14 protein-coding genes are annotated in these 12,785 nt (G+C 65.2%); 3 read left to right on the top strand and 11 right to left on the bottom strand.

Features of this window, described 5'->3' with window-relative positions:
* Window positions 1–3: 3 nt before the first annotated feature.
* From bamC to G5S42_RS18960, 9 genes are all read right to left on the bottom strand, one after another.
* Complete coding sequence (bamC, locus tag G5S42_RS19000; protein WP_176108218.1) at window positions 4–1,143, bottom strand: NlpB/DapX family lipoprotein; 1,140 nt, start codon at window positions 1,141–1,143, stop codon at window positions 4–6.
* A gap of 123 nt (window positions 1,144–1,266) precedes the next feature.
* Entirely contained in the window at window positions 1,267–2,184 is a 918-nt protein-coding gene (gene dapA / locus G5S42_RS18995) for a 4-hydroxy-tetrahydrodipicolinate synthase (RefSeq protein WP_176108217.1), read from the bottom strand.
* Window positions 2,185–2,227: 43 nt separating this feature from the next.
* Complete coding sequence (locus tag G5S42_RS18990) at window positions 2,228–2,830, bottom strand: class I SAM-dependent methyltransferase (RefSeq protein WP_176108216.1); 603 nt, start codon at window positions 2,828–2,830, stop codon at window positions 2,228–2,230.
* 28 nt (window positions 2,831–2,858) lie between these two features.
* Entirely contained in the window at window positions 2,859–4,061 is a 1,203-nt protein-coding gene (locus G5S42_RS18985; protein ID WP_176108215.1) for a tryptophan--tRNA ligase, read from the bottom strand.
* Between the two features lie 6 nt (window positions 4,062–4,067).
* The gene (locus tag G5S42_RS18980) at window positions 4,068–4,730 is read right to left on the bottom strand and encodes a site-2 protease family protein (RefSeq protein WP_176108214.1); all 663 of its coding nucleotides are present in this window, start codon (window positions 4,728–4,730) and stop codon (window positions 4,068–4,070) included.
* Between the two features lie 56 nt (window positions 4,731–4,786).
* Window positions 4,787–5,422, bottom strand: a complete 636-nt coding sequence (locus G5S42_RS18975; RefSeq protein ID WP_018435435.1) for an L-threonylcarbamoyladenylate synthase — start codon at window positions 5,420–5,422, stop codon at window positions 4,787–4,789.
* A 113-nt stretch (window positions 5,423–5,535) separates the two neighbouring features.
* Window positions 5,536–6,366: a 3',5'-nucleoside bisphosphate phosphatase gene (locus tag G5S42_RS18970; RefSeq protein ID WP_176108213.1), complete on the bottom strand. Its 831-nt coding sequence runs from the start codon at window positions 6,364–6,366 to the stop codon at window positions 5,536–5,538.
* A 176-nt stretch (window positions 6,367–6,542) separates the two neighbouring features.
* Complete coding sequence (locus G5S42_RS18965; protein ID WP_176108212.1) at window positions 6,543–7,427, bottom strand: alpha/beta fold hydrolase; 885 nt, start codon at window positions 7,425–7,427, stop codon at window positions 6,543–6,545.
* A gap of 72 nt (window positions 7,428–7,499) precedes the next feature.
* Window positions 7,500–8,402, bottom strand: coding sequence for a ferritin-like domain-containing protein (locus G5S42_RS18960; protein WP_176110568.1), 903 nt, complete (start codon window positions 8,400–8,402; stop codon window positions 7,500–7,502).
* Between the two features lie 281 nt (window positions 8,403–8,683).
* On the opposite strand from G5S42_RS18960, the gene G5S42_RS18955 reads away from it, so the two are divergent.
* From G5S42_RS18955 to G5S42_RS18945, 3 genes are all read left to right on the top strand, one after another.
* Entirely contained in the window at window positions 8,684–9,208 is a 525-nt protein-coding gene (locus G5S42_RS18955) for a gamma carbonic anhydrase family protein (protein ID WP_176108211.1), read from the top strand.
* 63 nt (window positions 9,209–9,271) lie between these two features.
* Complete coding sequence (gene hslO / locus G5S42_RS18950) at window positions 9,272–10,222, top strand: Hsp33 family molecular chaperone HslO (protein ID WP_176108210.1); 951 nt, start codon at window positions 9,272–9,274, stop codon at window positions 10,220–10,222.
* A 204-nt stretch (window positions 10,223–10,426) separates the two neighbouring features.
* Window positions 10,427–10,789 carry a hypothetical protein gene (locus G5S42_RS18945; RefSeq protein ID WP_176108209.1) on the top strand — a complete coding sequence of 121 codons (363 nt, stop codon included), beginning with the start codon at window positions 10,427–10,429 and terminating at the stop codon, window positions 10,787–10,789.
* 94 nt (window positions 10,790–10,883) lie between these two features.
* On the opposite strand, the gene ftsB is transcribed toward G5S42_RS18945, so the two are convergent.
* Complete coding sequence (gene ftsB, locus G5S42_RS18940; RefSeq protein WP_176108208.1) at window positions 10,884–11,321, bottom strand: cell division protein FtsB; 438 nt, start codon at window positions 11,319–11,321, stop codon at window positions 10,884–10,886.
* Between the two features lie 113 nt (window positions 11,322–11,434).
* Window positions 11,435–12,718, bottom strand: a complete 1,284-nt coding sequence (gene eno, locus G5S42_RS18935) for a phosphopyruvate hydratase (RefSeq protein WP_176108207.1) — start codon at window positions 12,716–12,718, stop codon at window positions 11,435–11,437.
* Window positions 12,719–12,785 lie beyond the last annotated feature (67 nt).

The raw sequence follows: 12,785 nt of genomic DNA, 5'->3' as shown, positions 1-12,785 counted from the left end.
CGCCTAATTCAGTTGCGCGTGCAGCAGCGACACGATGCGCTGCGCGTCCGACGACGTATCGATCTGCCCGTTCGCGTCGACGACCGCAACCTGCGTCACGGCGTCGCCCTTCGCGCGCACGTTGACGAGGAATTCCTGGCCCGGCTTGCGCGTCGAATTGCCGCTGTAGAACAGTTTGCCGAACAGGCCTTCCCTCTTCAGCTCCTGCATCGAATCCGCGTAGCGTACATAGTAGATGCCCTTCTCGCGATCGCGGTTGTCGACCGTGAAGTTGGTGCGATCGAGCGCGAGGCCCACACGCAGCCAGGCGCGGTCGAACGACTCTTGCAAATCGAGCGTCGACGCGCCCGCGTTCTGCTCGATGGTGGTCGGCGCGCTGGCCGGGCGCGCGTCGGTCAGCAGCTGCTTCGACTGCGCTTCGGTCAGGCCGAACTTCTGCATCAGCTTGGCGAGGAACAGCGCCTCGAGCGCCGGGTCACGCGGACGCTCTTCCCAGCGCGAAGACGTCTTGTCCTGCCCGGTCATCACCTCTTCCATCGCGCTATGCGTGATCGAGATATCGGTGGCGCTGTCCGAACCGCGCGATACGAGCGTACGGAAACTGTCGCGGGTGCCCGACGAATAGGCGAAGTCGATCACCTTGCCGATCGTGCGGCGGAACCAGTCGTCCGGAATGTTCGCGCGGTTCTCCGCCCAGTCGGTCGTCATGATGCCGGTGGCCGGCGCGTCGGTCTTCAGCACGAAGCCGTTCTCCTGCCAGAACTCCTGCAGTTGCGGCCACAGCTGTTCCGGGGAACGGCCGTCTACCACCAGCCAGCGACGGTCGCCGTCGCGCTCGATATGCATGCCGAGCGGATCCTGTGCGGTCGGCTGACCTTCGGTCGCGTTGCCGGCGGCCGTGACAGCGCGCGTCGGCGTGCCACCGAGCGCCAGATTGGCGGGCGGCGCCACATAGCGCTGGTCGTTCGGCGACGTGCTCAGGTCGCTCGGCACGGCAAGCGGCGGTGCGCTCGAGGTCGCCTTGTAGTTGACGCGGTCGGAAGCGAACCAGTCGTTCAGCGTGTCACAGCCGGCGAGCGTCGACAGGGCAAGCGCCAGCGCCGCCATGCGGGTTGCGTGGAGGGAAAGTGCGGAACGTTTCATGAGGTCCTTCGTGATGCTGGAACGCGATGCCTCGTTCGGTCTGCCGGGAACGTGGGCTGAAGCGACGTCGGTTAATGAAATGCCGGTGGCGGTCTGGCGTGGGCGGCTGGACGGGCGGGCCGTTCAGCCGAGCAGGCCCGCTTCGCGCAGCGCGCCGCGCACCACTTCGTGGTATTGCGCGTCGAGCGGCGTGAGCGGCAGGCGGATGCCGCCCTGCACACGCCCCAGTTGCTGCAGCGCCCACTTCGCCGGAATCGGATTCGCTTCGGCAAACAGGTACTTGTGCAGCGACAGGAGTTTCAGATGAATCTCGCGCGCGGTCTTCGCGTCCGCGGCGAGCGCGGCCTTGCACAGCTCGCTCATTGCGCGCGGCGCGACGTTCGCGGTGACCGAAATATTGCCGTGACCGCCGAGCAGCATCAGCGCGATCGCAGTGGGATCGTCGCCGCTATAGATGCTGAAGTTTGCCGGCGCCGACTTGATCAGATGCGCAGCGCGGTCGATGTTGCCCGTGGCCTCCTTCACGCCGACGATCCCCGGCACCTGCGCGCAGCGCAGGATGGTCTCGTTGCTCATGTCGGCGACGGTGCGGCCCGGCACGTTGTACAGGATCACCGGCAGATCGACGCTTTCGGCGATCTTCGCGAAATGGCGGTAGATGCCTTCCTGGGTCGGCTTGTTGTAGTACGGCACGACCTGCAGCGTGGCATTCGCGCCGACGTCTTTCGCGTGCTGCGTGAGTTCGATCGCCTCGGCGGTGGAGTTGGCGCCCGCGCCCGCGATGACAGGAATGCGTCCAGCGGTGTGGTCGACCGCGGTCTTGACCATCAGCACGTGCTCTTCGACCGACAGCGTGGCCGACTCGCCGCTCGTGCCGACCACGACGAGCGCATTCGTGCCTTCCTCGACGTGCCAGTCGATCAGTTTGCGAAACGCCGGCAGATCAAGGCTGCCGTCTTCGAGCATCGGAGTGATGATGGCAGGAATGCTGCCGCGGATCTGAACGCCGTCCTGGTGACCGCTGTGGTTGCCGTTAGTCATGAAACGCCATGAATATGATCAGGTAAACCGCGATTGTAGCGGATTAGCCAGCCAACTCGTAACAAGGTGGAACTGTTGCTCGTGCGGGATCATCCGCAGGTGCCGCTTCCCGAACCGCGCAGATGCGCTGAACGTACGCCGGACGCGGCTCGGCGAGAAATCCGTCCTGAAATGCGATCACCCGCAATTGGCCCCGCACGATCTCGAGCAACTCGCCAGGCGCGAGCAAAAACGCCGGATTGGAGGGTTTGCCGACGCTTTCGTTTCCTTGCGCAAAGGTCTCGTAAACCATTACGCCGCCGGGCGCGAGCGCGCGCAGCAACTGCGGAAAAAGCGGTCGGTGCAGGTAATTGGTGACCACGACGGCGGCGAACACCGCATCGTCCGGCAATGGCCACGGCGCGCTTTCGAGATCGGCCACGACAGGGCTGACGAGCGGTGCGTCGCGCAGCCGGTCGAGGGCAGCGGCATCGCGATCGATCGCGGTAACCGGATGGCCGAGCGACGCAAAAAAGCGCGCGTGCCGCCCGGCCCCCGATGCCACGTCGAGCACCGCCCCGCCCGGCGCGATCAGGTGCGCCCAGTGACGCACCCAGCGCGACGGCTCACCGAGGCCATGCAAGCCAGGGATAGCCGGCGTGCTCATCGCTGCGGGGCGGCGCCTCGAGTGCGCATCAGTTGTACGAAAGCCCCATCGCCTCGCGGACGTCGCGCATCGTTTCGGTCGCGAAGCGGCGTGCCTTGTCGCAGCCATCGGCGACGATCGCGCGCAACAGCGACGGGTCGTCCATGTACTTCTGCGCACGCTCCAGCATCGGCTGCTGCTCGCGCAGAATCCCTTCGACGACCGGCTGCTTGCAATCGAGGCAACCAATGCCCGCCGAGCGGCAGCCCTTCTGCACCCACTCGTGGGTCGCTTCGTCGGTGTAGACCTGATGCAGCTGCCACACCGGACACTTGTCCGGATCGCCCGGATCGGTGCGGCGCACGCGAGCGGGGTCAGTCGGCATCGTGCGGACCTTCTTCGTGATCGTTTCCGCGTCTTCGCGCAAGCCGATCGTGTTGCCGTACGACTTCGACATCTTCTGGCCGTCGAGACCCGGCATGCGCGACGCCTCGGTCAGCATCGCCTGCGGCTCGACGAGGATGATCTTGCGCGAACCTTCGAGATAGCCGAACAGGCGCTCGCGATCGCTCATCGACAGGCTTTGCGATTCCTGCAGCATCGCCCGCGCGCGTTCGAGCGCTTCGTCGTTGCCTTCCTGCTGATACGCATTGCGCAGTTCGTGATACAGCTTCGAGCGCTTGCCGCCGAGCTTCTTCGCGGCTTCGTTCGCTTTTTCCTCGAAGCCCGGCTCGCGCCCGTACAGGTAGTTGAAACGACGAGCGATTTCGCGCGTCATCTCCACGTGTGGCACCTGGTCTTCACCGACCGGCACGAGCGAGCCGCGATACAGCAGAATGTCCGCCGCCATCAGCACCGGGTAGCCGAGGAAGCCGTAGGTGGACAAATCCTTGTCCTTCAGCTTTTCCATCTGCTCCTTGTAGGTCGGCACGCGTTCGAGCCAGCCGAGCGGCGTGCTCATGCCGAGCAGCAGCGCCAGTTCGGCATGCTCGGGCACCCTGCTCTGGATGAACAGCGTCGCCTGCGCCGGATCGATGCCGGAAGCGAGCCAGTCGATCAGCACGTCCCACACGTTCTTTTCGATCACTTCGGGCGTTTCGTAGTGAGTCGTCAGCGCGTGCCAGTCGACCACGCAGAAAAAGCACGGGTACTCGGACTGCAGCCGCACCCAGTTTTTCAGCACGCCGTGATAGTGGCCGAGGTGCAGCGACCCGGTGGGCCGCATGCCGGAGAAGATACGGTCTGGGAACATGGTTATTTAGAAAAGCGAAACAAGAGGAGTCAGAATTGCGGTGATCGCGCTATAGCCGAGCGTAACGAGTGGCCTCAACCAGAAACGCGTGAGCGTACCCGTCATCACGAGCGCCATCACGATGAAAAAGCCGTACGGTTCGAGCCGCGACAACGCGATCGATTGCTTCGGCGGCAACAGGGCCATCACCACGCGCCCGCCATCTAGCGGCGGCAGCGGAAACAGGTTCAGCACGCCGAGCACGAGATTGACGCCGACGCCCGCGCCCGCCATACGCGTAAAAAACGGTTCGTTGACATTGAGCACCGCCAGCACGATGCCAAGCACGCCCCACAGCAGCGCCTGGACAAAATTGCATACCGGCCCGGCGGCCGCGACCCAAAGGCTGCCCCAGCGCGGATTGCGCAGATTGCCGAACGCGACCGGCACCGGCTTCGCATAGCCGAACATGAACGCGCCGCTCGTCGCGAAGTACAGCAGCAACGGAATCGCGATCGTGCCGAGCGGATCGATATGCCGCATCGGGTTAAGCGACACGCGGCCGAGCACGTACGCGGTGTTGTCGCCGAGCCAGCGCGCGACGTAGCCGTGCGCGGCCTCGTGCAGCGTGATCGCGAAGATCACCGGCAGCGCGTACACCGCAATTGTCTGTATCAGGGAAGAATCCATAACTCGCTATTGTAACAATGCGCTCGCGCGTGTCTGTCCGCTTTCGCTCGGGCCGCTCACGCCGTTTCCTCGAGGCCGAACGGCTCGAGCGGGCCGCGCCCTGCCCGCACCAGCACCGGCTCCGAGCCAGTCAGATCGATCACGGTGGACGGCTCGCACACGCACGCGCCGCCGTCGATCACCAGATCGAGCTGCTTTTCGAGCCGCGCGCGGATTTCCTCGGGGTCGTTGAGCGGCTCGGTTTCGCCGGGCATGATCAGCGTCGTGCCGAGCAGCGGCTGGCCGAGCTCCTCGAGAATCGCGAGCGTGATAGCGTGATCCGGCACGCGCAGACCGATCGTCTTGCGCGACGGATGCGATACGCGTCGCGGCACTTCCTTGGTGGCCTGCAGCACGAACACGTACGGACCCGGTGTCACCGATTTCAGCAGCCGATATTGCCAGTTGTCCACCATCGCAAAATTGGCGAGCTCCGACAGATCGCGCACGAGCAGCGACAGCAGCTGCTTTTCGTCGAGTCCGCGAATACGCCGCAGGCGTTCGACCGCATCCTTGTCGTCGAGACGGCAGGCGAGCGCGTAGGTCGAATCGGTCGGCAAGGCGACCACGCCGCCGTCGTTGATGATCTGCGCGGCCTGCTTGACGAGGCGCGGCTGCGGATTGTCGGGATGGAGCCGAAAGTATTGGGACATGGGGACTCACGATGGCGGCAGACGAACTGCGGCGGATGGGCTGCGGCGAGCAGCGCGCGTGCCCCAGCCAGCCGGCCCGCGTGCGAGACGTGCCGTTCCGGCACGGCGTGCGGTCACAGCCAGCGTTCCCAGACGGGCTTCAGATCGGCGGGTAGCGGCGGCAGTGTGCCCAGTTCGATGCGGCCTTCGCCTGGCGCATGGAAGTCGGAACCGCGCGAGGCCTCGAAGCCATAGCGACGCGCGACATCCGCATATTCGCGGTATTGGTCGGGCGTGTGGCTGCCGGTCACGACCTCGATCGCCTTGCCGCCGAGGTCGATGAATTCGCCAAAGAATGCGTCGAATTCGAGTTGCGAATAGGCGTAGCGCCCCGGATGCGCGACGATCGCGACGCCGCCGGCGGCCTTGATCCAGCTGAGCGCGTCGGCGAGCTTGGCCCAGCGGTGCGCGACATAACCCGGCTTACCGTCGCCGAGATAGCGGTCGAACACTTCCTGGGTGTTTGCGCAGTGGCCGTGCTCGACCATGAAGCGCGCGAAATGCGTGCGCGACATCATGTCGGGATTCGATACGTAGTGCAGCGCGCCCTCGTACGCGTGTGGAATGCCGAGCGTGGCCAGTTGCTCGCCGATTGCCTCGGCGCGCGCGGCGCGGCCGTCGCGGGTGCGGGCAAGACCGTCGATCAGGACCTGGTTGGACGGATCGATGCCGAGTCCGACGATGTGCACCGTGCGCCCCGCCCACGTAACCGAAATCTCGACGCCGCTCAGGTAGTTCATGCCGAGCGCCTCGGCCGCGGTGCGCGCCTCTTGCTGGCCGCCCACTTCGTCGTGATCGGTGAGCGCCCACAGCGTCACGCCGTTCGCGTGCGCGCGGCGCGCGACGTCGGTCGGCGCGAACTGGCCGTCGGAAACGGTGGAGTGGCAGTGAAGATCGGCGTTCATCGTGGTCCTGGAAGGGTTCTGCGGTCATTTTACTGCAATGCAGTAAGGGTCCGCAGGGGTATCTGGCGACGCCGGTTGCACTTGCCCGGGTGCCGGAAGGTCAGGACGGGGCAGTGCCGAGACCAACGTCCGGGCGACCCGCGAGCGCCCTTTCGACCGCAGCTTCAGGCACGGCGTCAGGCGCAGAAACCCTCGATCAACGCGGCGACCTGCTCCGGCTGATCGTGATGCACCATGTGCCCCGCGCCGTCGATGATCTTCTCGCGCCAATCGGCAAACGCGTGGAAACGCGCCTTGAATTCGTCGAGCGGCACGTCGCCGGCGATTCGCGCGAGCGTCGGCGAGCCGGCGGCCTCGACGTGCAGCACCTTCGCGCTGACCTTGCGCCACACCGCCATCACCTCGTCGAGGTGATACAAGGTGGGGCCGCGGACCTTGTGCGCCGGGTCGGCGAGCAGCATGAAACGCCCTTCGCCATCCGGCTTCGACCAATGCTGCGCGAGGAACTGCGCGCGCCGCGGATCGAGGCGCGGATTGGTTTTGATCAGGCGCGCGGCGACCTCGTCGAGCGACGCGTAGCGCTTCAACTGCGGTGGATCGCGCAATTCGTCGAGCCAGTTCAGCAGACGTTTCGGCGCCTGCGCCGGATATGAAGGCGCGAGCCCGAAGCCCTCCAGATCGACCACCCGCCGCACCCGCTGCGGCCGCACGCCGGCGTACAGGCACACGACGTTCGCACCCAGGCTGTGACCGACCAGGTTCACCTCGCCGTCCGGCGCGTAGTGGTCGATCAACGCGTCGAGATCGCCGAGATAGTTTTGCACCCAGTAGGTGCCGCCGCCGTGCTCGGCAACCGGCCAGTCGGACAGACCGAAGCCGCGCAGGTCCGGCGCGAGCACCTGCCAGTCGCCGCCGAGCGCATCGACGACGAACTGGAACGACGCGCCGACATCCATCCAGCCGTGCAGCATGAACAGTATCGGCGCGTCGGGACGGCCCCAGCGCCGCACGTGCAGCCGGACGCCATGTGCGCTAACGAATTCAGAGTGGGAGGTATTCATCAACGGCGCACTCGCAAAAAAGAATGGTCGTTCGATTATAGGGTGGACGCCGCGAGAGGTGGTGATGGATTATCAGGGCGACGCCCGGTCGTCCGCAGCCCGTGTGGCTTGCAGCGTATCCTCGCGTGCGAGCGCGGCGAGTTCGGCGTCGTCGAAACCGGCGTCGCGGCGCGCTTCGAAATTGAACGGGCCACGCAGTTTCGGCGCGTGATACTGGTCGGCCAGACGCAGATACGTGTGGTGCGGATCGAGGTCGTGCGCGTCGCACAGGTGACGAAACCAGCGGTTGCCGATCAGCACGTGGCCGATTTCATCGCGCAGGATCACGTCGAGAATCGCCGCCGACGCGTGATCGCCGGCCTGCTGCAGCCGCGCGCGGATCGGCGGCGACGCGTCGAGGCCGCGTGCTTCGAGCGTCCGCGGCACGAGCGCCATGCGCGCGAGCACGTCGCCGCGAGTGCGCTCGCACATGTCCCACAGGCCGCCGTGCGCCGGGAAATCGCCGTATGCGTGGCCGTATTCGGCGAGACGCGCGGCGAGCAGCGAGTAGTGATATGCCTCTTCGGCGGCGACCTTGAGCCAGTCGGCATAGAACTCGGCGGGCATGCCGGAGAAGCGCCAGACGGCGTCGAGCGCCAGATTGATCGCGTTGAACTCGATGTGCGCAAGCGCGTGGAGCAGCACCGCGCGCCCCTGCGGCGACTGCATGCTGCGTCGGCCGAGCTGGCGCGGTTCGACCAGTTCCGGCCGTTCGGGGCGGCCCGGCAGGCCAGCGGGCTCGTCGAGGTCGAGGCCGGCGTCACAGAGCGCGCGGCCATCGAGTACCGCAGCGTACAGTTCGCGGGCCGCCGCGGCCTTCGCGGCCGGTTCCCGCTCGCGCAACGCGGCGAGCGCAGCGCGGCGCGCGCACAGCGGCTCGTCGCGAGAATTCGATGCGGGGGAAGCGACGGAAACGGGCGAAGGGGCGGGCATCATGACGAACGGATAGGCGATGGAAGCGGTGAAGCCGAAGGAGAGGCGGCGCCCGGCCCGCACGCGAGCGGCCGAGCGGTTCAAGCACACAACCGTTTACAATACCCGATTCGACCATCCGGCGCGCTTCCGGGCACGCCCGTCAGTTGGCCACGCAGAACCGCCAAACTCGCACCGCGCCGGGGCGCACGCCGCCCAGCCCATGCGAGGCAATCGATCAGACACCCATCGTGCACGGGATCGGAGCAGCCCCAAGGCCTGGCACCGACCGATAAGGAGACATTGTGACGATTTACAAGCTGGGCGAAGCCGCCCCGATCATTCATGAAAGCGTGTTCGTCGCGGATTCCGCGAACATCATCGGCAACGTGACGCTCGAGGAGAATGCGAGCGTGTGGTTCGGCGCGACGCTGCGCGGCGACAACGAGCCGATCAAGATCGGCGCCGGCAGCAACGTGCAGGAAAACGCGGTGCTGCACACCGACCCGGGCTATCCGCTGACGGTCGAGTCGAACGTGACGATCGGCCATCAGGCGATGCTGCATGGCTGCACGATCAAGGAAGGCTCGTTGATCGGAATTCAGGCGGTGGTCTTGAATGGCGCGGTGATCGGCCGCAACTGTCTGGTCGGAGCGGGCGCCATCGTCACCGAGGGCAAGGTGTTTCCCGACAATACGCTGATCCTCGGCGCGCCCGCGAAGGCGGTGCGCGAACTGACGGAAGCGGATATCGCCAACCTGCAGCGCGCCGCGGCAAGTTATGCCGGGCGTCGCGAGTATTTCAAGGCGCAGCTCGTACGCATCGGCTAGACGGCCGGCGCGCGGCGCGCAAAGGCGCGGCATCACGCCGCGTCATTCCAGCGAGGTAAAGTAGTGAGCGACCAGTTGCAAAAATTCATGTTCAGCGCGGCGCCGGTGCGCGGCGAGATCGTTTCCCTGCGCAATACCTGGCAGGACGTGCTGACGCGCCGCGATTATCCGGCGCCCGTGCGAACGATTCTCGGCGAAATGATGGCCGCGTGCGCGCTGCTGTCGGCGAACCTGAAGTTCGACGGCACGCTCGTCATGCAGATTTTCGGCGATGGCCCGATCAAGATGCTGGTCGTGCAGTGCAGCTCGAACCTGACGATGCGCGCCACCGCGAAGCTGTCCGGCGAAGCCGCCCATACGATCGACGACACGACCTCGCTGATCGATCTGGTGAACGCGAGCGGCCACGGCCGCTGCGTGATCACGCTCGACCCGACCGACAAGCAGCCCGGCCAGCAGCCGTATCAGAGTATCGTGCCGCTGTCGGGCGCCAACGGACCGCTGAAGTCGATCGCCGAAGTGCTCGAGCACTACATGCATCACTCCGAGCAGCTCGACACGCGCATGTGGCTCGCGGCGAACACCGAGCGCGCGGTCGGCATGCTGCTGCAGAAGCTGCCGGGCGACGGCGGCATCGTCCCGCATCCGGGCGCGCTCGACGCGGATACGTGGGAGCGCGTCTGCACGCTCGGCGGCACTCTGTCACAGGACGAGTTGCTGAAGGAAGAACCGGAGACGGTGTTCCGGCGTCTGTTCTGGCAGGAAAACGTCCAGCATTTCGAGCCTGTCACCGCGCGCTTCGAATGCACGTGCTCGCGCGAAAAAGTCGGCGCGATGCTGAAGATGCTCGGCCGCGATGAAGTCGACGGCGTGATCGAGGAACGCGGCCACGTCGAGATTCACTGCGAGTTTTGCAACCAGCGCTACGAGTTCGACCCGGTCGACGTCGCGCAACTTTTCGTCGCCGGCGGACTCTCACAAGGCGTGACGCCGGCGGCCGCGCAGCGGCACTAAAGTGCGCTTCCGCTGAAGCGGAGTGCGTGCCCGCGAACTGATCGCGCATTACGACGGAAGTCCTGACCGCGCCGCCCCATGCCTGTCACGGCTCGGGCGGCGCGTTGCATTTGAGCGCGGCGTTGATACATTGGAAGGATCCGTCACCACGTGTTGGAAGACGCCTGCTCGAGCCTCGGACCTCGGACCGATGGAGATTCGACCATGAAGCATACGCTTTCGTTGATCCTGGCCGTCCTCACGGGCTGCGCGGCGCTGGCCGCCTGCTCGATCGATCCGCCGGGCCCCGCGCCGATTCTGAGCCGTCTGCCGCCCGATCAGGCGGAGGCCATCAGCCATACACAGACGCTGACACCGGAGGAACGCGCGCGCTATGACGCGATCGAGCAACAGGTCATGTTCGAACAGAATCAGGCGATCGCCACGGACGCCGCCGCGCAAGCCTGGTCCCGCTATTACTCGCGCTCGCCGCCCGTGAGGTTTTCCTTGGGCTTCTCGAGCGGCGGCTGGGGACGTGGCTGGGGAACTGGGGTCGGCGTCGGGTTCGGGCCGTATTGGGGTTGGTAGCAGCGAATACGTCAGCCCAAAAACAAAAAGCGCGGTTCAAAGTGAACCGCGCTTTTTCGCCCTTCGTGGCGAAGCCGATGCGAGATATCGAACCTCAGTGCGCCGGCTTCTTCTCCTTCGCAGCCGCCGCCTTCCCGCCATGCTTGCGATCCGGTTTCGCGCGCGACTCCGGATTCGGCACCACGTGCAGCGGGGCGGCCGACACTTCCCCGCGCGTCGAAGTATCCGCCGACGGCGTGTTCGCCAACGGCAGCGGCTGGTTCGGCGACACGAACTGCACGAACACTTCGCCGTCCTTGACCATGCCCATTTCGTAGCGCGCCCGCTCTTCGACCGCGGCGGTGCCGTTCTGCAGATCCTGCACTTCGCCCTGGATGCGCTCGTTGCGCAGCTTGGCGTCGGCATTCTTCTGCAGTTGCTGCGCGAGCTGGCCTTGCAACTCATGCACGCGCAGCCAGCCGCCGTGCCCCCACCAGAGCGGGTACTGGATCAATGCCAGCAAAACGATCAGGACAGCAGTGACAAGCCGCATGAAGTAAGCGCAATAAATACGCGCCGCCCTGCGCTATACGCAGGGCGGCGAAGTCAATCAGAAACGAAGGATAACCGGCTCATCGATCGGCGTGAACAATCTGGCGAAAACGCTTAGCGCAGATTGTAGAACGCCGACTTGCCAGGGTAGCTCGCGATATCGCCGAGATCTTCCTCGATACGCAGCAGCTGGTTGTACTTCGAGATGCGATCCGAACGCGACAGCGATCCAGTCTTGATCTGTCCGGCGTTCAGACCGACGGCGATGTCCGCGATCGTCGAGTCTTCGGTTTCGCCCGAGCGGTGCGAAATCACGGCCGTATAGCCCGCGCGCTTGGCCATTTCGATCGCCGCGAAGGTTTCCGTCAGCGTGCCGATCTGGTTGATCTTGATCAGGATCGAGTTCGCGATGCCCTTCTCGATGCCTTCCTTCAGGATGCGCGTGTTCGTGACGAACAGGTCGTCGCCGACCAGTTGGACCTTGTCGCCGAGCTTGTCGGTCAGCGTCTTCCAGCCTTCCCAGTCGCCTTCGTGCATGCCGTCTTCGATCGACACGATCGGGAACTTGTCCGCCAGGTTCGCGAGGTAATCCGCGAATTCCGTCGACGACAGCTGCAGGCCTTCGCCCGCGAGCTGGTACTTGCCGTCGTGGTAGAACTCGCTGGCCGCGCAGTCGAGTGCGAGCAGCACGTCTTCACCGGCGCGATAGCCCGCTTTCTCGATGGCTTGCAAAATGGTGGACAGGCATTCCTCGTTGCTGCCGAAATTCGGCGCGAAGCCGCCTTCGTCGCCGACTGCCGTGCTCATGCCGCGATCCGACAGGATCTTCTTCAGCGCGTGGAACACTTCGGCGCCGCAGCGCAGCGCTTCGCGGAAGCTCGGCTGGCTGACCGGCACGATCATGAATTCCTGGATGTCCAGGCTATTGTTCGCGTGCGCGCCGCCGTTGACGATGTTCATCATCGGCACCGGCAGTTGCATCGCGCCCGAACCGCCGAAATAGCGGTACAGCGGCAGGCCGGCTTCTTCAGCGGCGGCCTTCGCGACGGCCATCGACACGGCCAGCATCGCGTTCGCGCCTAGGCGCGACTTGTTGTCGGTGCCGTCGAGCTCGAGCAGCGTCTTGTCGAGGAATGCCTGCTCGGAAGCGTCGAGACCCATGATCGCTTCGGAGATTTCCGTGTTGATGTGCTCGACGGCCTTCAGCACGCCCTTGCCGCCGTAGCGGCCGGCTTCGCCGTCGCGCAGTTCGATCGCTTCGCGCGAGCCGGTCGACGCGCCCGACGGCACGGCTGCGCGGCCCATCGTGCCCGACTCGAGCAGCACGTCGCATTCGACGGTGGGGTTGCCTCGCGAATCGAGAATCTCTCGACCGATGATGTCTACGATAGCACTCATGGTTTCCTCAAAGGATGACGTTGAATTCTTTACTCTGACACTGTATCGCGCTGTCGATCCGGAGTTG

The sequence above is a fragment of the Paraburkholderia youngii genome, assembly GCF_013366925.1.
Classification (GTDB): Bacteria; Pseudomonadota; Gammaproteobacteria; order Burkholderiales; family Burkholderiaceae; genus Paraburkholderia; species Paraburkholderia youngii.
This window is presented reverse-complemented; position numbering and strand designations above follow the sequence as displayed.

Bases quoted from the DNA above. Each gene is read 5' to 3' on its own strand.
- bamC (WP_176108218.1), bottom strand. From the start codon at position 1,143: ATGAAACGTTCCGCACTTTCCCTCCACGCAACCCGCATGGCGGCGCTG.
- dapA (WP_176108217.1), bottom strand. From the start codon at position 2,184: ATGACTAACGGCAACCACAGCGGTCACCAGGACGGCGTTCAGATCCGC.
- G5S42_RS18990 (WP_176108216.1), bottom strand. From the start codon at position 2,830: ATGAGCACGCCGGCTATCCCTGGCTTGCATGGCCTCGGTGAGCCGTCG.
- G5S42_RS18985 (WP_176108215.1), bottom strand. From the start codon at position 4,061: ATGTTCCCAGACCGTATCTTCTCCGGCATGCGGCCCACCGGGTCGCTG.
- G5S42_RS18980 (WP_176108214.1), bottom strand. From the start codon at position 4,730: ATGGATTCTTCCCTGATACAGACAATTGCGGTGTACGCGCTGCCGGTG.
- G5S42_RS18975 (WP_018435435.1), bottom strand. From the start codon at position 5,422: ATGTCCCAATACTTTCGGCTCCATCCCGACAATCCGCAGCCGCGCCTC.
- G5S42_RS18970 (WP_176108213.1), bottom strand. From the start codon at position 6,366: ATGAACGCCGATCTTCACTGCCACTCCACCGTTTCCGACGGCCAGTTC.
- G5S42_RS18965 (WP_176108212.1), bottom strand. From the start codon at position 7,427: ATGAATACCTCCCACTCTGAATTCGTTAGCGCACATGGCGTCCGGCTG.
- G5S42_RS18960 (WP_176110568.1), bottom strand. From the start codon at position 8,402: ATGATGCCCGCCCCTTCGCCCGTTTCCGTCGCTTCCCCCGCATCGAAT.
- G5S42_RS18945 (WP_176108209.1), top strand. From the start codon at position 10,427: ATGAAGCATACGCTTTCGTTGATCCTGGCCGTCCTCACGGGCTGCGCG.
- ftsB (WP_176108208.1), bottom strand. From the start codon at position 11,321: ATGCGGCTTGTCACTGCTGTCCTGATCGTTTTGCTGGCATTGATCCAG.
- eno (WP_176108207.1), bottom strand. From the start codon at position 12,718: ATGAGTGCTATCGTAGACATCATCGGTCGAGAGATTCTCGATTCGCGA.